A 17,396-nucleotide genomic window follows, 5' to 3' on the forward strand; every position below is an offset into this window, starting at 1 on the left:
CGTCAGCTCGTCGGCAGCAGCATCCCGTCGAGCACCAGGTCGCGCGCCGCCGGCAGCAGGTCGGCGGCGAGCGCCTGCTCGTCCACACCGGTGATCTGGGCCAGGGCGCCGATGATCGCCGCGACGGACAGGTCGCCGTCGCACGCACCGACGAAGGCCGCGAGTGCGGTGTCGGCGTCCACCCGGCGTCCGAGCCCGCCGCCCTGCACCAGGGTCATCACGGTGGGGTCGTCGTTGCCGGGCCAGTAGTACCGCTCCTCGGTGACGTCGCCGGCCACCGCCAGGTGGGCGGCGGCGAGCGCCGCGTCGTCGTGCGCTGCCAGCCAGGCGGCGGCGTCGAGGACGCGGGCGACCGTCGCGCCGAGCCCCGCGGGGTTGGAGCCGAGCGTCTCGGGGACGCGCTCGAAGCGGCGGAGGGCGGACGGGCCTCCCGGCAGGGCGCGACGCACCACGACGTAGCCGAAGCCGACCCCGGTGACGCGGCGGTCCGCGAAGTCGTCGAGCCAGGCGCCCATCAGGGCGTCGTACTCGGCCGTGCCAGGCTTCGTCCCGCCGTCGCGGATCCAGGTCTCCGCGTAGGACGTCGGGTCCTGCCGCTCGCGCTCGATCACCCACACGTCGAGGTCCGTGTCGGCGAACCAGGCGCGCACGCGGTCCAGGCCGTCGACGCCCCAGTGGTACTCCCAGTTGCCGAGGAGCTGCGCCGTCCCACCGGGCTCCAGGTGCTCGGACAGGCCGCGCAGGACCGTCTCGACCAGGGCGTCGCCGACCATGCCGCCGTCGCGGTACTCGTACGACGGGACGCCCTCGCGACGGGGCGTGATGACGAAGGGCGGGTTCGAGACGATCCGGTCGAAGCGCTCCCCCGCGACCGGCTCGAACAGTGAGCCGAACCGGAAGTCGATGCCGTCGATGCCGTTGAGCTGGGCGTTGAAGCGAGCGATGTCGAGGGCACGGCGCGAGATGTCGGTGGCGACCACGCGGTCGGCGAACCGCCGTGCGTGCATGGCCTGGATGCCGCATCCGGTGCCGAGGTCGAGCACCCGCTCGACCGGGACAGGCACCTGCAAACCGCTCAGCGTGGTGGTGGCGCCGCCGATGCCGAGCACGTGCTCCTCACTGATGGCGTGCCCGAGGGCGAGCTCGCCGAGGTCGGAGACGATCCACCAGCTCCCGGCGCCGAGGTCGTCGACGAAGGCGTAGGGGCGCAGGTCGACGGTGGGGCGGACCAGCGCGTCGGCGGCGTTTCCGTCGCCTTCGCCTTCGCTGCGCAGCAGGCCCGCGGCGATGACGGCGTCGAGTCCGGCGGTCGGGAACGCCGCCACAGCCTCGGCCCCCGCCACCGGCAGGCCGAGTACGAACAGCGTCGCCAGGGTGCCGAGCGGCGTGGTCTCGCGGGCGGCGAGCGCACGGAGCGCGGCGACCCGCGAACCGCGGTGCAGCGATGCGGCGGCCTCGGCACCCCACAGGGAGTCGAGCCGGTCGACGGTGAAGCCGGCCGACGTCAGGTCCGCGGCGAGCGCCGTGGTGACGGCGGGGTCCGCGACGATCGACGGAAGCATGTGCACAGTGTCCACGCCGGCGCTCACGAGGCGATCCCCTCGCGCAGCAGGGCCGCGGGGACCCGCCAGTCGAGGACCAGGTCGAGGAGCCCGGGGAACCGCTGCTGCACGTCCTCGACGCGGACGCGGCTGACGCGGGTCAGGCCCTCGAGGTGTTGCTCGAGCAGACCGGCCTCGCGCAGGACCCGGAAGTGGTGGGTCAGCGTGGACTTCGGGCGGTCGATGCCGACCCAGCCGCAGCTGCGCTCACCCCCGGCCGCGTCGACCAGGTAGCGGTGCAGGATCGCGAGCCGGATCGGATCACTCAGGGCGTCCATCACGACCGGGAGGTCCATCTCGGCCACGGACGGCTGCGGCAGCCGTTCGGGAGCATCGACGTGCGCGGGCATGGACGGGACGCTACCACCGTTCGACTTGCTGTACGACTTGCGTCGTACTGTTCGAGTGCGGTACGAATGCAGTCGTACTGCACGGAGGTGGAAAGGGGTGCGCATGCACCAGTCAGCTCGTTCGGTCGCCGGGTTCTGGATACTGGCGGCGATGCTCCTGGTCTCGGTCGCGTCGTCGGCCGTGCCGTCACCCATCTACCCGGTCTACGCAGCCGAGTGGCACCTCACCCCGCTCATGCTCACCGGGGTCTTCGCCATCTACGTCGCCGGCCTGCTGGCGAGCTTGCTCGTCGCGGGTCGCCTGTCCGACCACGTCGGCCGCAAGCCCGTGCTGGTCGTCGGCGGCCTGGGTGTCGCGCTCTCGCTCGGCCTGTTCGCGATGGCGGACGGGGTCGTCGCGCTCATCGTCGACCGGATCGTGCAGGGTGTCTCGGTCGGGCTGCTCATCGGAGCCCTCGGTGCGGCCCTCATCGACAACTCCCTCGAACGCCACCCCACCATGGCCGGCGTGCTGAACGGCGTCATCCCGCCGATTGCCCTGGCCACCGGCGCGATGTCGAGCGGCGCGCTGGTGCAGTGGGGTCCGGCGCCGGAGCAGCTCGTCTACCTGCTGTTCGGCGCGCTCCTCGTACTGCTGGTGCTCGCATTGTTCGTCGTCCCCGAGCAGGTGCAGCGTCGTCCCGGTGCACTCCGGTCCCTGCGCCCGACGATCAGCGTGCCGCGGTCCTCACGCCGGCTGTTCCGCGGCGTCGCCGGGTCGCTCGTCGCCAGCTGGGCCCTCGGCGGCATGTTCCTGTCGCTCGTCCCCTCGGCGCTCGGCACGGTGTTCGGCATCACCAACCACTTCGCCGCCGGTGCGCTCATCGCCGTGGTCACCGGTGTCGGCGCCCTGACCGGCCTGGCGATCCAGCGGATGGACACTCGTCGAGCGGTCCTGCTCGGGCTCGTCGCGCTCGTGCTCGGGCCGATCGTCACCGTGTCGTTCGTGTTCGCGCACTCCCTGCCGGGCATGGTCGTCGGCAGCGCGATCGCCGGTGTCGGCTTCGGCGCAGGGTTCCAGGCGCCGCTCCGGATGCTGCTCGCCACCGCCGCCCCGACCCACCGCGCCGGGCTGCTCTCCACGATCTACGTCGTCAGCTACCTGGCGTTCGGGGTGCCCTCGGTCATCGGCGGCCTGCTCGAACCCTCGGTCGGTCTCGTCCCGGTCATCGCCGGGTACGGCGGCTTCATCGTGCTCGCCGCGGTGGTCGCCCTCGTGCTACAGCTGTCGTCGAAAGACACCGCCGAGGTCGAGGAACGTGCGGCCGAGATCATCGAGCGCACCGCGACCGGCTCGATCCGGGTCGCCGCCGAATAGCGCACGGTGCGGCGATGCCCATCCGGTGCGAAGTTGATCGCGCGGTGCGAGCCTGCAGCGCCGCACGGAGCCTTTAACCTCGCACGCGGCGACCAGGACCGCACGGTGCCGAACGCGGCGGCCCGACTCAGTGGCCCGGTCGCGCCGAGTTCGCACCGCGAGCGCGCGCACGCACGCCGACCGTCCGCGCCGCCCCGGTGTGCGCAGCATCGACGTCGGCCTTGCCCCGGTCCGCGGCATCGCGCAGACGCTTCGGTCCGTGCCGCTTGGCCCAGTCCCAGAAGCGGTGCAGCTGCGCCCGGAGCCACGTGATGATCCTGTGGAAGAAGTGGAACTCGCTCGCCAGCACCGTGAGGCCGATGAAGACCACGAGCCAACCCGGGCCCGGAAGCGGTACCAGGATCAGCCCGATGATGACGACCAGCCCGCCCACCAGACCGACCAGCACCTTGTAGAGCAGGTGGACGTGCGGCCGCGCGTGAATCCAGGTGCGCAGGCGGTGGAACCACTGGAAGCGCTGGCGCTGCTGACCGTCGACCTGCGGCTCGGCAGGTCCGGCGTTCGGGTCGGCGTCCATGTCGAAAACGTAGGGCGCGTGGCTGGGAAACAGCGGCGCGAGCGGTGGACGCGCGGTGCGCATGCCGGCAGGCGCGTGGCGGGGCCGAGCCGCGCCTCCCGTCGGTCACGCTTCGTCGGCCTGGAGGCCCGTCACGCGTGGGCGACGCACGTCGCGGCCCACGGGACGGCGGCCAGGCGGGCCTCCGGGACGGGCTCGCCGCCGACCGTGCAGCGTCCGTAGGTGCCCGCGTCGAGCCGCGCCAGCGCGGCGTCGACCTGCTCGATCCGCCGCCGGGCGTCGTCACGGACGGCACCGAGTGACCCGCGCTCCCAGGCCAGGGTCGCGCCCTCGGGGTCGTGCTCGTCGTCGGAGTTCGCGTCCTGCCGCGCATCACTGACGTCGCGCATGCTCCGCTCGACCTGGAGCAGCAGGCGTTCGTTGCGGGCGCGTTCGCTGTCGAGCGCGGGGCGGGGGTCCTCCATGTGGGCCACGGTAGTCGCGGCGGAATGCGACCGACGCCGGATGCGTTCGCATCGACATGACGAAGATCGGGTTCCTGTCGTTCGGACACTGGCGTGACGTGCCGGGGTCGAAGGTGCGCAGTGGGCGGGAGGCCCTGGTGCAGGCGATCGACCTCGCGGTCGCCGCCGAGGAAGCCGGCGTCGACGGCGCCTACTTCCGCGTGCACCACTTCGCCCCGCAGCAGGCTGCCCCGTTCCCGCTGCTCTCCGCCATCGCCGCGAAGACCAGCCGGATCGAGATCGGCACCGGCGTGATCGACATGCGCTACGAGAACCCGCTCTACATGGCCGAAGAGGCAGCCGCCACCGACCTCATCTCCGGCGGCCGACTGCAGCTCGGCGTCTCGCGGGGATCACCCGAGACCGCCCTCGCCGGGTACCAGCAGTTCGGCTACGTGCCCGACGCCTCCGACGAGAACGGCGGCGACATGGCCCGGGCCCACACCGACGTGTTCCGTCGCGCGATCGCCGGCGAGCCGATGGCGAACGCCAACCCGCAGATGACGGGGTCGGTCGGGTCGCTGCCGATCTCCCCGCTCTCCGACTCCCTCGGCGACCGCATCTGGTGGGGTGCCGGCACGCGTGCCACGGCCGAGTGGACCGCCGAGCAGGGCATGAACCTGATGTCGTCGACCCTGCTGACGGAGGACACCGGCGTGCCCTTCGACCAGCTGCAGGCCGAGCAGATCGAACGCTTCCGCAGCACCTGGGAGACCATGGGCTGGGGCCGTGAGCCGCGCGTCTCCGTGTCGCGCAGCATCATCCCGATCGTCGACGACGAGTCGCGGCACTACTTCGGCGTCCGTGCGCAGGTCGAGGGCCAGGACCAGGTCGGGCATCTGGACGGCGGACTCGCCCGGTTCGGCCGCTCGTACATCGGTGAGCCCGAGCAGCTCGTCGCGGAGCTCGCGGCGGACCAGGCCGTCCGTGCTGCCGACACCGTGCTCGTCACCGTGCCGAACCAGCTCGGCGTGGACTTCAACGCCCGGTTGCTCGCCGCCGTGAAGGACGTCTTCACCGAGGTCGACGCCGCGCCGGTGCCCGCCTGACGCGGCGGCGGAGTCGGAGTCGGAAGGGTGAGTCCTCCTTTGTGCTGACACCCGCCCTGGGACTGGGACGGCAGCCGTCGCGACCGTAGCCTCGACGAGCACCGTCCACCGCACCCCGAGGAGTCCCCGTGACACTGCCGGCCGCAGGCTGGTTCCCGGACCCGCAGAACGCCGATCGTCTGCGCTGGTGGGACGGGCGCACCTGGGGGGACGAGACACGGGTCCCGGCGGCCCGCGTCGAGGCTGTCGTGCCGATGGCCGTCGCACCGGCGGGACCGTCGTTCTCCGTGCAGACCGTGCCGCTGCGGGCGGACGCGTGGTCGTCAGGAGACACGAGTGATCGGCGCCTCTGCGTGCTCACGGTCATCGCGGTGCTGCTCGCCGTGGTGTCGCTCGTGGTCAACCCCTGGGGCGTCACGAGCCTGCTGGCCCTGGCGGCGGGCGTCCTTGGTGTCGCTCGGCCGGGCGTGGTCGGTCCGTGGGCGGTCGTCGCCAGGAGTGCGGCGGCGAGCGCCGTCGTCATCGCGGTCACCACGGCGATCATCGCCGCGTCGGGGCAGTTCCACCTCTTCTGATCACACGTCGTGAGCGCCGATGGTCGGGTGCACCGCACGACTCGACCTTTCCTGCTCACGAAGCACGGCACCGCGCGAACGCGACGCCCCCGCCCTACCGCCGCGCCCGCGGGTGCGCCGTCTGGTACACGTCCCGCAGCATGTCCGCCGTCACCATCGTGTAGATCTGCGTCGTCGCGACGCTCGCGTGCCCGAGCAGCTCCTGCACGACCCGCACGTCAGCGCCGCCCTCGAGCAGGTGCGTCGCGAAGGAGTGCCGGAAGGTGTGCGGTGACACGTGCGCCTCCAGGTCGGCGGCAGCAGCGGCGGCCTGGATCACGAGCCAGGCGCTCTGGCGGGACAACCGGGCCCCACGGGCACCGAGGAACAGCGCCGGCGTCGACGGCCCCCGAGCGGCGAACACCGGCCGCGCCCGCACCAGGTAGGCGTCGATCGCAGCCCGGGCGAAGCTGCCGAGCGGCACGATCCGCTGCTTGTTCCCCTTGCCGGTGACCTTCACGACGGCCAGCCCGTCCGCACCGGGGCCCGGACCGGATACATCAGCAGCGGCGTCGGACAGCGTCGTCACGTCGTCGACGGACAGCCCGACCGCCTCGGAGATCCGAGCGCCGGTGGCGTAGAGCAGCTCGAGCAACGCCCGGTCCCGGAGCTGCACCGGGTCGTCGGCGTCGGCGGAGACCGCGCCGAGCAGCCGCTCCATGTCCTCGACCGAGATCGCCTTCGGCAGCCGCATCGGAGCCTTCGGCGGCCGGACCGCGGTGCCGGGGTCGAGCGGCAACCAGCCCTCGCCCGCGGCGAAGGCCGTGAACGAGCGCACCGAACTGAGCATGCGCGCGATGGACCGCGGGGCGAGGGCACCTTCCGCCCGGGTCGCGAGGTGCGTGACGAAGCCCGAGACATCCGCACGCGCCAGCCGGGCGAGGTCCTGCAGCACCGAGGCACCGCCGGCTCGATCGGCACCGTCCGACTCGGTCACCGGCGCGGTGGCGAGCCAGTCGGCGAACACCGTGAGGTCACGCCGGTACGCGGACAACGTGTGCTGCGACAGCCCGCGCTCGATCGCGACGTGCCGCAGGTAGGTCTCCACGGCACGGTCGAGCGTCATCACGTCAGCAGGCTAACCGGCGCGGGGCCGCCCGCCCGTCAGTGCAACGCCTCGTCCGGCCTGTCCACGCGGAACCCCGTGAAGGACACGGTGAGCCCCGCCCGCGTCGGCCCGGCGCACAGCAGCCCGGCCGACACGACGGCCTCCGGATCGAGGTAGGCGACCCGGACCAGCCGGGGCTCCTCGCCGTCCGCCCACGCTCGCACGGTCACCGCGTCGCCGTCCCGGCTCGCGCGGACCGTGACGACCCGTCCGGCCCACTCCGGCACGGGAGCCACCGACCAGTCCGAGACGTCGCGCGTGACCACGGCACCGAGCTGCGGCGATCCGTCCGAGAACTCGACGCCGGCCTTGACCCAGTTCCGCTCGTCGACGCGCAGGAACACCCCGGCCTGGTCGAACTGCTCGGCGTAGTCGAGGACGAACGACACCTCGACCGAGAACGGCCCGTCCGTCGGCCGCAGCAGCGCGTGCTCGGAGTCGTGCACGAACCCGTACGAGGTGGTCCGCCAGGCATCGCTGCCCTCGACCGCGGTGACGCGGAACACGTCGCCGTCGAACCCGGCGGCCTGCGGCTCGTGCGTCCAGGAGCCCGTGGCGACCAGGTCGCGCAGACCTTCGACCGCGGACCCGCTCACTTGCCGCGCTGTTCGATGGCCTCCACCGCGAGCGTCGCGACGACGAGGGCCGAGTTGTTGAGCCGACCGCCCAGGATCCCCTCGAGCAGCTCCGCACGCGGCACCCACCGCGTCACGATGTCGGCTTCCTCGGCCTCACGCTCGAACGCCGACTCGGTCGACCGCACCCCGCGGGCGCGGTAGATCTGGATGAACTCGTCGCTCCCGCCGGACGAGGTGTTGTACCGCACCAGCGGCTCCCACGTGTCGGCCTCGAGGTCGGCTTCCTCGCCCAGCTCGCGCTTCGCGGCGGTCAGGTGGTCCTCGCCCTCCATGTCGAGCAGCCCGGCGGGCAGCTCCCAGTCGCGCAGCCGGACCGGGTGCCGGTACTGCTGGATGACCAGCACCCGGCCCTCGTCGTCCTCGGCGTACACGGCGACGGCGCCGGTGTGGTCGATGTACTCGCGGACCATCGAGTCGCCGTTGTAGGCGACGGTGTCGCGGCGCACGTCCCAGACGGCGCCCTCGTACACGACGATGGATTCGGTGACCTCGAAGGAGGCGGACTCGTCAGCGATCGGTGCGTCAGTCACGGCACCATCCAAGCACGCGCCCCTGACGCGACGACCGACGGACGGGAGGCGCGGTGCCAGCTGGCACCGCGCCTCCCGTCCGAGCGTGGGGACCCTGCGCTTACGCGACCTGCTCCTCGGTCTCCGGGTCGAACAGGCTCGACGCCTCGTGGCGCTCGATCGCGGCGGCGACGAGCCCCGCGAACAGCGGGTGCGCGTCGGTCGGACGCGAGCGCAGCTCCGGGTGCGCCTGCGTGGCGATGTAGAACGGGTGCACCTCGCGCGGCAGCTCGACGTACTCCACCAGCGTGCCGTCGGGCGAGGTGCCCGAGAACACCAGGCCGGCGTCGGCGATCTGCTGGCGGTACGTGTTGTTCACCTCGTAGCGGTGACGGTGCCGCTCGGAGGCCTCCGGCGCACCGTACAGCTCCGCCGCCAGCGAGCCCTCGCTGAACGACGCCGGGTACAGGCCCAGGCGCATCGTGCCGCCCAGGTCGCCCCCGGCGATGATGTCGACCTGCTCGGCCATGGTCGCGATGACCGGGGTCGAGGTCTCCGGGTCGAACTCGGTGCTCGACGCGTCGGTCAGGCCGGCCTCGTGCCGCGCGTACTCGATGACCATGCACTGCAGGCCGAGGCACAGGCCGAGCGTCGGGATGCCCTGCTCACGCGCGAACCGCAGCGCGCCGAGCTTGCCCTCGATGCCGCGCACGCCGAACCCGCCGGGGATGCAGATGCCGTCGACGTCGCCGAGCTGCTTCGCCGCGCCCTCGGGCGTGGTGCAGTCGTCGGACACGACCCACTTCAGCGTGACCTTGGCGTCGTGGGCGAAGCCACCCGCACGGAGGGCCTCGGTGACCGACAGGTAGGCGTCCGGCAGGTCGATGTACTTGCCGACCAGCGCGATGGTGACGTGCTTCTTCGGCTCGTGCACGGCACGCAGGACCGGGGTCCACGCTGTCCAGTCGACCGTGCCCGCGTCGAGCTTGAGCGCGTCGACGATGACCTGGTCGAGGCCCTGGTTGTTGAGCAGCGTCGGCAGGTCGTAGATCGAGGGGACGTCCACCGCGTTCACCACGGCGTCCTCGTCCACGTCGCACATCAGGGCGATCTTGCGCTTGTTCGACTCCGACACCGGACGGTCGGAGCGGAGCACGAGGGCGTCGGGCTGGATGCCGATCGAGCGGAGCGCGGCGACGGAGTGCTGCGTCGGCTTGGTCTTCTGCTCGCCCGACGCGTTCATGAACGGCACCAGCGAGACGTGCACGAAGAACACGTTGTTGCGGCCGAGCTCGTGCCGCACCTGACGTGCCGACTCGATGAACGGCTGCGACTCGATGTCACCGACCGTGCCACCGACCTCGGTGATGATGACGTCGGGCTGCGGGTCGCTCTGGGCCTGCTCACGCATCCGGCGCTTGATCTCGTCGGTGATGTGCGGGATGACCTGCACGGTGTCGCCGAGGTACTCGCCACGACGCTCCTTGGCGATGACCGTCGAGTACACCTGACCGGTCGTGACGTTCGCGGCCTGCGACAGGTTGATGTCGAGGAAGCGCTCGTAGTGCCCGATGTCCAGGTCCGTCTCCGCACCGTCGTCGGTCACGAAGACCTCGCCGTGCTGGAACGGGTTCATGGTGCCCGGGTCCACGTTGAGGTACGGGTCGAGCTTCTGCATGACGACCTTGAGGCCGCGAGCCGTGAGCAGGTTGCCGAGGCTGGCCGCCGTCAGGCCCTTGCCGAGAGACGAGACGACCCCGCCGGTCACGAAGATCTGCTTCGTCACCTTCGGGGTCGAGATCGAAGAATTGGTACCGCCGCTGAGAGTGTCCGCCACGGGATTCCATCGTACGTCAGAACTGCCGGGAGGCGCGACCTCGATTCGCCACGGGCGTTGCGCGGGTGGGTGGCCGGCTCCTCAGGCCGTGGTCGCGCCCGGGACCGCGTGGTGCGCGGGTGGGTCGCCGGCGCCACCGGGCACCGGCGCCGCCGGGGCTCCGGCCGCTCCGGGGGCCGTGGTCGTGTGCGGCCCCGTGGTCACGTCCGCTGGCCGGCCACGTCGAGCAGCTCGCGGGCGTGCTCGATGCCGCTGGCGCTGTCCCCGAGCCCCGAGAGCAACCGGGCCATCTCCTGCAGGCGGTCCTCGCCCTCGAGCCGTCGCACGCTCGACGAGGTCACCGCCCCGCTAGCGTCCTTCACGACGTTGAGGTGGTTGTTCGCGAACGCCGCCACCTGCGCCAGGTGCGTCACGACGATGACCTGCGTGCGCTCGGCCAGCTTCGCCAGGCGTCGTCCGATCTCGATCGCCGCCGCGCCACCCACGCCCGCGTCGACCTCGTCGAAGACGAACGTCGGCACCGTCGTGCTGCCCGCCATGACGACCTCGATCGCGAGCATCACCCGCGACAGCTCACCGCCCGAGGCACCCTTGCCGATCGGACGCGGGTCGGTGCCGGAGTGCGGCTGGAGCAGGATCGTCACCTGGTCCCGGCCGTGCCGGCGGTACTCCCCCGCATCGGTGACCTCGACGACGAGCGTCGCGCCGCCCATGGCCAGGGTTTTCAGCTCGGCGGTCACGCGCTTCGCCAGGTCGGCGGCGGCCTTGGTGCGCGCCGCGGTCAGCGTGGCGCCGGCGGACCACAGCGCCTGTTCGTCCTGTTCGACCGCCTGCTGCAGGGCCGTGATCCGGTCGTCGTCGCCGTCGAGCTCGAGGAGTCGGTCGCTCGCACGCTGCCCGTACGCGATGACGTCGTCGACGGTCTCGCCGTACTTGCGGGTGAGGCCCGCCAGCAGGGCGCGGCGCTCGTTGATGAGTTCGAGGTCGTGCCCGGCCTCGGGCTCCAGCGAGCCGAGGTAGCTGGAGATGCTCGCCGAGGCCTCGGCCGCCTGGATCCCGAGCTCCGTGAGCTGCTCGAGCACCGGCTGCAGCGCGGCGTCGGAGGAGACGACGCGCTCGACCGCTCGACGGGCGGACTCGACCAGGCCGACCACGTCGGAGACGCCGTCCAGCGACTCGCTCGACAGCGCCTCGTGCGCCAGGGCCGCGGACAGCCGGAGCTCCTCGAGGTTGCCGAGCCGCTCGGCCCGTTCCGCCAGCTCGACGTCCTCGCCCGGCTGCGGGTCGGCCGCCTCGATCTCGTCGGAGGCCGCCCGGATCCGTTCGGCCTCGGCGACGCGGTCGTCGCGGTCGCGCACCAGGGTCTCGAGTTCGCCGGCGTGCTGCTGCCAGGCGTCGTAGGCCGCCACGTACCGGGCGAGGGCCTTCTCGAGCGCGGCACCGCCGAACCCGTCGAGGGCAGCGCGCTGCGCCGTGGCCGAGGTCAGGCGGATCTGGTCGGACTGACCGTGCACCGTCACGAGCTGGTCGGAGAGCTCCCCGAGCACCGCGACCGGAGCGCTGCGTCCGCCGACCGTCGCGCGGCTGCGCCCCTCGGCGGAGACCGTGCGGGTCAGGATGAGTTCGCCGTCCTCGACGGCGCCACCCGCGTCCTCGACGCGCTCGGCGACCGCTGCCTGCTCGGGCACGTGCCACCGGCCCTCGACGACCGCGCTCGTGGCGCCGCGACGCACCGAGCCGGCGTCCGCGCGAGCGCCGAGCAGCAGGCCGAGCGCCGTGACGATCATGGTCTTGCCCGCACCGGTCTCGCCGGTGACGACCGTGAAGCCGGGCCCGAGCTCGAGCGTGGTCTCGCCGATCACGCCGAGGTCGCGGATCGCGATCTCCTCGATCATGCTCGACCTCCCTCGACCGGTCGCTGCGAGCAGGTCGTCGCGGCGACGAGCGCGGCTCGCACGTCGATGCCGCTGCTGATGCGCCGTCCCACGCCGGTCACAGGTCGTCCTCGTCGGTCTGGGGGCCACGCCACCCGGCGACGGGCAGCTGGAACTTCGCGACCAGTCGGTCGGTGAACGGGGCGTCCTTGAGCCGTGCGACGCGCACCGGGTCGGGCGAGCGCCGGACCTCGACGCGGGCTCCCGGCGGCAGGTCGTGGGTTCGTCGTCCGTCGCACCACAGCACCCCGACGCCGCTCGTGCGCCGGAGCACCTCGATCGCCAGGGTGCAGTCGGGCCCGACCACGATCGGTCGTGAGAACAGCGCGTGGGCGCTGAGCGGCACCATGAGCAGGGCGTCGACGTCCGGCCACACGATGGGACCGCCGCCCGAGAACGAGTACGCCGTCGAGCCGGTCGGTGTGGACACGACGACGCCGTCGCACCCGAACGACGACAGCGGGCGGCCGTCGACCTCCGTCACGACCTCGAGCATCCGCTCGCGCGAGGCCTTCTCGATGGTGGCCTCGTTGAGCGCCCAGCTCGAGTAGACGATCTGGTTGCCGACGACGACGTCGACCTGCAGGGTGACGCGCTCTTCGACGTTGTACTCGCCGGACAGGGCACGCTCGACGGTCTCCGCCAACCCGTCGCGCTCGCTCTCCGCCAGGAACCCGACGTGGCCCAGGTTCACGCCGATCAGCGGGGCACCGGTGTTCCGTGCGAGTTCGGCCGCTCGCAGGATCGTCCCGTCGCCGCCGAGCACGATGACGATCTCGAGCTGGGCGGCCTGGACGTCGACGCCGAGGATGTCGACCTTGCCGACCGACGCCTCGGCCCGCCGGATGTCGGCGTACTCGTCGAACGGCATCACGGGCGTGACCCCGGCCGCGTGCAGCAGGTCGCACACCTCGACCGCAGCGTCGATCGAGTCACGGCGGCCCGTGTGGGACACGAGCAGGATGTGCCGTTCGTCGCTCATGAAGACCCTTCCGTGAGTTCGGTCGCCCGGACTCTCCATTCTGTCGGATTGCCCCCGACACCGCGCTGGAAGCGGGCGAGGTACTCGTGGTTGCCGTGGGTCCCGACGATCGGTGACGCCGCCAGGCCTGTGGTGCCGAGACCGAGGTCCCACGCTGCCCAGAGGACGTTCATGAGGGCGTCGTTCCGCAGCCCGGGGTCGTGCACGATCCCCTCGCGGACGCCGCCGCGTCCGACCTCGAACTGCGGCTTGACCAGCAGGACGAAGTCGTCGGCCAGGACGGCCTCGGCCAGGGCCGGCAGGACGAGCCGGAGCGAGATGAACGACAGGTCCCCCACCACCAGGCTCGTCTCGCTCGCAGCCGGATCGAGGGCCAGGTAGTCCGACCGGGTCAGGTTCCGCGCGTTCGTCCCCTCGACCACGGCGACCCGTTCGTCGAGCGCGACCGTCGGGTGCAGCTGCCCGTGCCCGACGTCGAGCGCGACGACCCGGCGCGCTCCCCGTGCGAGCAGCACCTGGGTGAAGCCACCGGTGCTCGCTCCGACGTCGAGCACGACACGGTCGGTGGGGTCGACCGCGAACGCGTCGAGGGCACCGACGAGCTTGCGTGCCGCACGCGAGACCCATTCGTCCTCGGCGTCGACGACGATGTCCGCCGAGGGGGCGGTCGGCGTCGACGGCTTCACCACCGCACGCCCGTCGACCGTGACCCGGCCGTCGTGGATCAGTCTCGTGGCAACGCCCCGCGACCGGGCCAGCCCACGGGCGGCCAGGAGCACGTCCAGCCGGACCGGCGTCGCGTCGGGCACGGCTCCGTCCGGTTCAGGCACTCGCGGAGCCACCGCTCTCGAGCCGCGTCCGCAGCTCGTCGTGGAGCGCCGAGAAGGCATCGGCACGCTCGCCGAGCGGCAGGCCCTCGGCCGCGTCGGTGCGTGCGGCGAAGGTGTCCGGCTGGTCCGGTCCTGCGGTCGACTGCTCGGGGTCTGGCACGCCCGCCACGCTACTCGCCGCCGTAGAGCTGCGGGTCGACGTCGAGGCCGTAGATCGCCAGGCCCGACTCCCAGATGATCGTCGATCCGGCGCGCAGCCGGTCGATGGCCGAACCCGCGTCGAGCACCCGCACGACGTGCCCGCGCATCGCCACGGTGGCGGTCCCGACCGTCGCGTACCGGGTGCCGTCCGGGTCCTCACGCCGCACCGTCACCGGGTACGGCTCGGACAGCCCGCGCAGGTCCTCGAGCACGAACGACGGACGCGAGCGCTGGTCGGCCGCGAGGACCTGCTTCGCCTGGTCGATGCCGGTGAGCACGAGCACGCTGGGGATGCCGGCGTCGTTCGCGCCCTTGATGTCGGTGTCGAGCCGGTCGCCGATGAAGAGCGTGCGGCCGCCGCCGAACCGCTCGATCGCGGTGTCGAAGATCGGGCGTTCGGGCTTGCCCGCCACCACGGGCATCCGACCGACGGCCTGGTGCACCGCGGACACGAGCGTGCCGTTGCCGGGTGCGATGCCGCGCTCGACCGGGATCGACCAGTCCATGTTCGTGGCCACCCACGGCACGTCCGGGTCGGCCAGCGCGAACGAGGCCTCGGCCAGCTCCGTCCACCCGAGGTCCGGCGAGAACCCCTGGATGACCGCCGCCGGCGCATCATCAGCACTGGCCGTCACCGTGAACCCCGCGGCCTCGACGATGCTCGACAGGCCGAGCCCGCCCGTCACCAGCACGGTCGAACCGGCCGGCACCAGGGTCGCGAGCAGTTGCACGCCGGCCTGCGACGACGTGACGACATCGCCCTCGGACACCTCGAGCCCGTAGCCCTCGAGGTGCTCGGCGACGTCGACCGGCCGCCGTGAGGCGTTGTTCGTGATGTACCCGACGCGCGCCGTGCGCGAGGCCCGCGTCAGGGAGTCGACTGCGTGCGGGATCGCGTTGCGGCCCCGGTAGACGACGCCGTCGAGGTCGGTGAGGACCACGTCGACGCCGTCGATCGGTGCCGACGGGGTCTCAGCCGGCTGCGGAGCCGTCGATGTCCCGGGGGTTGTCGTCATCGATCTCGCCGGGCTCGTCGGCTGCGGAGGTGTCGTCGTCGAGGTCGTCGAGGGCTGGCTCGTCATCGACGACTGGCTCGTCATCGACGGCGTCGGCTGTGTCGCCGAGCTCGTCGGCCGAGCCACCGTCGGCCCTGCGGTCATCGGCGCCGTCGTCTCCGGCGTCTCCGTGTTCTTCGGCTTCGAGCGTTTCCTCGACCACATCAACTGTCTCCCAAGCGTTCTCGTCCGCGATCTCGGCCAGCGCCGCTGCCGCACGGTCGACACGGGCCCACCACTCGTCGGCCTCGTCCTGACGACCGAGCTCCTCGAGCGTTGCCGCGTAAGCACTGTAGAGCGCCGGCGACCACGTGTAGGCCGTCGACGGGTCGAGCTGTGGAATCTCCAGCTCGCCGAGGGCAGCTGTGGGATTCCCGAGGTCGAGGCGCGCACCGGACATGGCGATGGCGAGTTCGACCTGCACCGGCGTCTCGAGCGCGGACCGCTCCACCGAACGGCCGAGTTCCAGCGCCCGCTCCGGCCGACCGAGCCCGCGCTCGCAGTCCACCATCATCGGCAGCTGGTCGTTGCGACCCGAGATCCGTCGGTAGGTGCGGAGCTCGCGCAGCGCCGTCGCGAAGTCACCGAGTCGGTACGCGGTGATCGCGGCGGTCTCGCGGACGACGCCGACGCGGCCCGCACGGCGGGCGGCGCTCAGGGCGTGCTGGTTCGCCGTCTCCGGGTCGTCGTCGACGAACAGCGCAGCAGCCACCAGGTGTCGGGCGACCCAGTCCGCGTTGTCCTTGCTGAGGGTCTTCAGCTCCATGCGCGCCGCCGGGTCGAGGTCACGCGCCTGGATCTCCTCGGGGATCTCCGGGTCGTCGTGGCGCGGGCGGATCGACTTCGTGCCGTAGGGGTCGCGGTCCTCCCAGTCGTCGCGGGCAGCCTCGCCGAAGCGAGCACCGGCGTGGCGGGTGCCGTCACCGAAGCGGCGACGCTCCTCTCCTCCGTCACGGCGCGGGCGGTCGGAGCCGCCGCGGAATGGTCGGTCCGAGCCACCGCGAGCGGGGCGATCGCCGTCACGACGCGGACGGTCGGAACCACCGCGGTACGGACGATCCCCGTCACGAGCCGGACGGTCGGAACCCCCACGGTACGGTCGATCCCCGTCGCGGCTCGGACGATCAGAACCCCCACGGTACGGACGATCCCCATCACGAGCCGGACGGTCAGAACCACTGCGGTACGGACGATCACCATCACGAGCCGGACGGTCAGAACCACCACGGTACGGACGATCCCCATCACGAGCCGGACGGTCAGAACCACCACGGAAGGGACGGTCGGAACCACCGCGGAAGGGACGGTCCCCATCACGAACCGGACGGTCAGAACCACCACGGTACGGACGATCCCCGTCGCGGCGCGGACGCGCGTCACCGCGGGGCCCGTCCCCGCGCGGCGGACGACCGGAGTCGCCACGGTCACGCTGCCACGAGGGCCGATCGTTCCGATCACCCGAGGACCGGAAAGGGCGATCCCCATCGCGACGCGGAGCACTGTCGCGACGTGCATCGCCGTCCCGGCTCGGACGGCCACCCTGCGGACGATCACGACGTTCGCCTTCGCGGCGTTCGAAGTCACGCGGCCCGGACGACCAGCGTCCGCTGCCTTGTCCATCGCGACGCGGAGCTCCGTCGCGACGGGGGAACCGATCGCCGTCGCGCCGTGGTCGATCTCCGCGGTCGCCGTCGTTCCGCCGCTGATCGTCGTCGTTCGCCACCGTTGCTCCTCATCGCGTGCCCGAGCGATGGCTCGAGCGTTCGTCCGCTGTGTCGTTGTGTTGTGTGTCGGTCGCACCGGCGCCACCACTCCAGTCCATCACGAACCGGAGCCGGCGTCGAGCGGCATCCAGAAACCAGAAATGGCCACCGGCCCCGACCGAGAACGCGGGTTTCCCCTGCGAGTTCTCGATGGAGGGCCGATGGCCACATCTTTCTTACGTTAAGTCCGGCGGCGTCCTACTCTCCCACAAGGTCCCCCTTGCAGTACCATCGGCGCTGAGAGGCTTAGCTTCCGGGTTCGGAATGTGACCGGGCGTTTCCCTCTCGCTATGACCACCGGAACACTCTCGACCATGATGATGCTTGGTCTCAAAGCTGTCCCGGCTACCACCCACACGAGGTGGGTGGAGCGGTGTATTCAGTTTGATTCCCGATCGTCTGTCGGGAACCACAAAGTGGACGCGAGCCCCGCACACAAGGTGCGGGAAATCAGTGTGTTATCAAGTCTTCGGCTTATTAGTACCGGT

At 71.7% G+C, this 17,396-nt stretch carries 18 protein-coding genes and 1 rRNA gene; 3 read left to right on the forward strand and 16 right to left on the reverse strand.

Annotated features, from left to right (window positions below; all coding sequences use genetic code 11):
- Positions 1-2: 2 nt before the first annotated feature.
- Together LEL83_RS09400 and LEL83_RS09405 are read right to left on the reverse strand one after the other, a co-directional pair.
- Positions 3-1,562, reverse strand: coding sequence for a DUF7059 domain-containing protein (locus tag LEL83_RS09400; RefSeq protein ID WP_225558622.1), 1,560 nt, complete (start codon positions 1,560-1,562; stop codon positions 3-5).
- Positions 1,563-1,585: 23 nt separating this feature from the next.
- A complete protein-coding gene (locus LEL83_RS09405; RefSeq protein WP_225558623.1) occupies positions 1,586-1,951 on the reverse strand; it encodes an ArsR/SmtB family transcription factor in 366 nt (121 codons plus the stop codon).
- A gap of 103 nt (positions 1,952-2,054) precedes the next feature.
- Here LEL83_RS09405 and LEL83_RS09410 point away from each other — a divergent pair, with 103 nt between their 5' ends.
- The gene (locus LEL83_RS09410; protein WP_225558624.1) at positions 2,055-3,308 is read left to right on the forward strand and encodes an MFS transporter; all 1,254 of its coding nucleotides are present in this window, start codon (positions 2,055-2,057) and stop codon (positions 3,306-3,308) included.
- Positions 3,309-3,435: 127 nt separating this feature from the next.
- On the opposite strand, the gene LEL83_RS09415 is transcribed toward LEL83_RS09410, so the two are convergent.
- The gene (locus tag LEL83_RS09415) at positions 3,436-3,948 is read right to left on the reverse strand and encodes a TIGR02611 family protein (protein WP_225558625.1); all 513 of its coding nucleotides are present in this window, start codon (positions 3,946-3,948) and stop codon (positions 3,436-3,438) included.
- Positions 3,949-4,016: 68 nt separating this feature from the next.
- The gene (locus LEL83_RS09420) at positions 4,017-4,349 is read right to left on the reverse strand and encodes a TraR/DksA family transcriptional regulator (protein ID WP_198656768.1); all 333 of its coding nucleotides are present in this window, start codon (positions 4,347-4,349) and stop codon (positions 4,017-4,019) included.
- Between the two features lie 56 nt (positions 4,350-4,405).
- Between LEL83_RS09420 and LEL83_RS09425 the strand changes: the two genes are divergently transcribed.
- Both LEL83_RS09425 and LEL83_RS09430 read left to right on the forward strand, forming a co-directional pair.
- Positions 4,406-5,437 carry an LLM class flavin-dependent oxidoreductase gene (locus LEL83_RS09425; protein WP_263867381.1) on the forward strand — a complete coding sequence of 344 codons (1,032 nt, stop codon included), beginning with the start codon at positions 4,406-4,408 and terminating at the stop codon, positions 5,435-5,437.
- A gap of 128 nt (positions 5,438-5,565) precedes the next feature.
- Entirely contained in the window at positions 5,566-6,012 is a 447-nt protein-coding gene (locus LEL83_RS09430) for a DUF2510 domain-containing protein (RefSeq protein ID WP_225558626.1), read from the forward strand.
- Between the two features lie 94 nt (positions 6,013-6,106).
- Here the strand turns inward: LEL83_RS09430 and LEL83_RS09435 are convergent, their stop codons facing one another.
- The 12 genes from LEL83_RS09435 to rrf all read right to left on the reverse strand — a co-directional run bounded on the left by LEL83_RS09435 (position 6,107) and on the right by rrf (position 17,210).
- Positions 6,107-7,117, reverse strand: a complete 1,011-nt coding sequence (locus LEL83_RS09435; protein ID WP_225558627.1) for a site-specific tyrosine recombinase XerD — start codon at positions 7,115-7,117, stop codon at positions 6,107-6,109.
- 38 nt (positions 7,118-7,155) lie between these two features.
- Positions 7,156-7,755 carry a DUF1349 domain-containing protein gene (locus LEL83_RS09440; protein ID WP_225558628.1) on the reverse strand — a complete coding sequence of 200 codons (600 nt, stop codon included), beginning with the start codon at positions 7,753-7,755 and terminating at the stop codon, positions 7,156-7,158.
- Positions 7,752-8,327: an NUDIX domain-containing protein gene (locus tag LEL83_RS09445; RefSeq protein ID WP_225558629.1), complete on the reverse strand. Its 576-nt coding sequence runs from the start codon at positions 8,325-8,327 to the stop codon at positions 7,752-7,754. The genes LEL83_RS09440 and LEL83_RS09445 overlap by 4 nt, the downstream gene beginning before the upstream one ends.
- 100 nt (positions 8,328-8,427) lie before the next feature.
- Positions 8,428-10,143, reverse strand: a complete 1,716-nt coding sequence (gene pyrG / locus LEL83_RS09450; RefSeq protein WP_225558630.1) for a CTP synthase — start codon at positions 10,141-10,143, stop codon at positions 8,428-8,430.
- 200 nt (positions 10,144-10,343) lie between these two features.
- Complete coding sequence (recN, locus tag LEL83_RS09455; protein ID WP_225558631.1) at positions 10,344-12,038, reverse strand: DNA repair protein RecN; 1,695 nt, start codon at positions 12,036-12,038, stop codon at positions 10,344-10,346.
- Positions 12,039-12,135: 97 nt separating this feature from the next.
- A complete protein-coding gene (locus tag LEL83_RS09460; RefSeq protein ID WP_198656772.1) occupies positions 12,136-13,059 on the reverse strand; it encodes an NAD kinase in 924 nt (307 codons plus the stop codon).
- Complete coding sequence (locus LEL83_RS09465; protein ID WP_225558632.1) at positions 13,056-13,889, reverse strand: TlyA family RNA methyltransferase; 834 nt, start codon at positions 13,887-13,889, stop codon at positions 13,056-13,058. The genes LEL83_RS09460 and LEL83_RS09465 overlap by 4 nt, the downstream gene beginning before the upstream one ends.
- On the reverse strand, positions 13,882-14,049 hold the full coding sequence (locus LEL83_RS09470) for a hypothetical protein (protein WP_198656774.1): 168 nt from the start codon (positions 14,047-14,049) through the stop codon (positions 13,882-13,884). The genes LEL83_RS09465 and LEL83_RS09470 overlap by 8 nt, the downstream gene beginning before the upstream one ends.
- 10 nt (positions 14,050-14,059) lie before the next feature.
- Positions 14,060-15,106, reverse strand: coding sequence for an HAD-IIA family hydrolase (locus tag LEL83_RS09475; protein WP_225558633.1), 1,047 nt, complete (start codon positions 15,104-15,106; stop codon positions 14,060-14,062).
- A complete protein-coding gene (locus tag LEL83_RS09480; protein WP_225558634.1) occupies positions 15,063-15,911 on the reverse strand; it encodes a tetratricopeptide repeat protein in 849 nt (282 codons plus the stop codon). The genes LEL83_RS09475 and LEL83_RS09480 overlap by 44 nt, the downstream gene beginning before the upstream one ends.
- Positions 15,902-16,954, reverse strand: coding sequence for a hypothetical protein (locus tag LEL83_RS09485; protein WP_225558635.1), 1,053 nt, complete (start codon positions 16,952-16,954; stop codon positions 15,902-15,904). Before LEL83_RS09485 ends, LEL83_RS09480 begins: the two co-directional genes overlap by 10 nt.
- 139 nt (positions 16,955-17,093) lie before the next feature.
- Positions 17,094-17,210 (reverse strand): 5S ribosomal RNA (gene rrf / locus LEL83_RS09490).
- Positions 17,211-17,396: the final 186 nt, after the last annotated feature.

Source organism: Curtobacterium oceanosedimentum, from assembly GCF_020297365.1.
Taxonomy (GTDB): Bacteria; Actinomycetota; Actinomycetes; order Actinomycetales; family Microbacteriaceae; genus Curtobacterium.

What these genes read in the sequence shown, in the direction of transcription:
- LEL83_RS09475 (WP_225558633.1), bottom strand. Translation starts at nt 15,106, where the DNA reads ATGACGACAACCCCCGGGACATCGACGGCTCCGCAGCCGGCTGAGACC.
- LEL83_RS09405 (WP_225558623.1), bottom strand. Translation starts at nt 1,951, where the DNA reads ATGCCCGCGCACGTCGATGCTCCCGAACGGCTGCCGCAGCCGTCCGTG.
- LEL83_RS09435 (WP_225558627.1), bottom strand. Translation starts at nt 7,117, where the DNA reads ATGACGCTCGACCGTGCCGTGGAGACCTACCTGCGGCACGTCGCGATC.
- LEL83_RS09410 (WP_225558624.1), top strand. Translation starts at nt 2,055, where the DNA reads ATGCACCAGTCAGCTCGTTCGGTCGCCGGGTTCTGGATACTGGCGGCG.
- recN (WP_225558631.1), bottom strand. Translation starts at nt 12,038, where the DNA reads ATGATCGAGGAGATCGCGATCCGCGACCTCGGCGTGATCGGCGAGACC.
- LEL83_RS09480 (WP_225558634.1), bottom strand. Translation starts at nt 15,911, where the DNA reads ATGGAGCTGAAGACCCTCAGCAAGGACAACGCGGACTGGGTCGCCCGA.
- LEL83_RS09415 (WP_225558625.1), bottom strand. Translation starts at nt 3,948, where the DNA reads ATGCGCACCGCGCGTCCACCGCTCGCGCCGCTGTTTCCCAGCCACGCG.
- LEL83_RS09400 (WP_225558622.1), bottom strand. Translation starts at nt 1,562, where the DNA reads ATGCTTCCGTCGATCGTCGCGGACCCCGCCGTCACCACGGCGCTCGCC.
- LEL83_RS09425 (WP_263867381.1), top strand. Translation starts at nt 4,406, where the DNA reads ATGACGAAGATCGGGTTCCTGTCGTTCGGACACTGGCGTGACGTGCCG.
- LEL83_RS09460 (WP_198656772.1), bottom strand. Translation starts at nt 13,059, where the DNA reads ATGAGCGACGAACGGCACATCCTGCTCGTGTCCCACACGGGCCGCCGT.
- LEL83_RS09420 (WP_198656768.1), bottom strand. Translation starts at nt 4,349, where the DNA reads ATGGAGGACCCCCGCCCCGCGCTCGACAGCGAACGCGCCCGCAACGAA.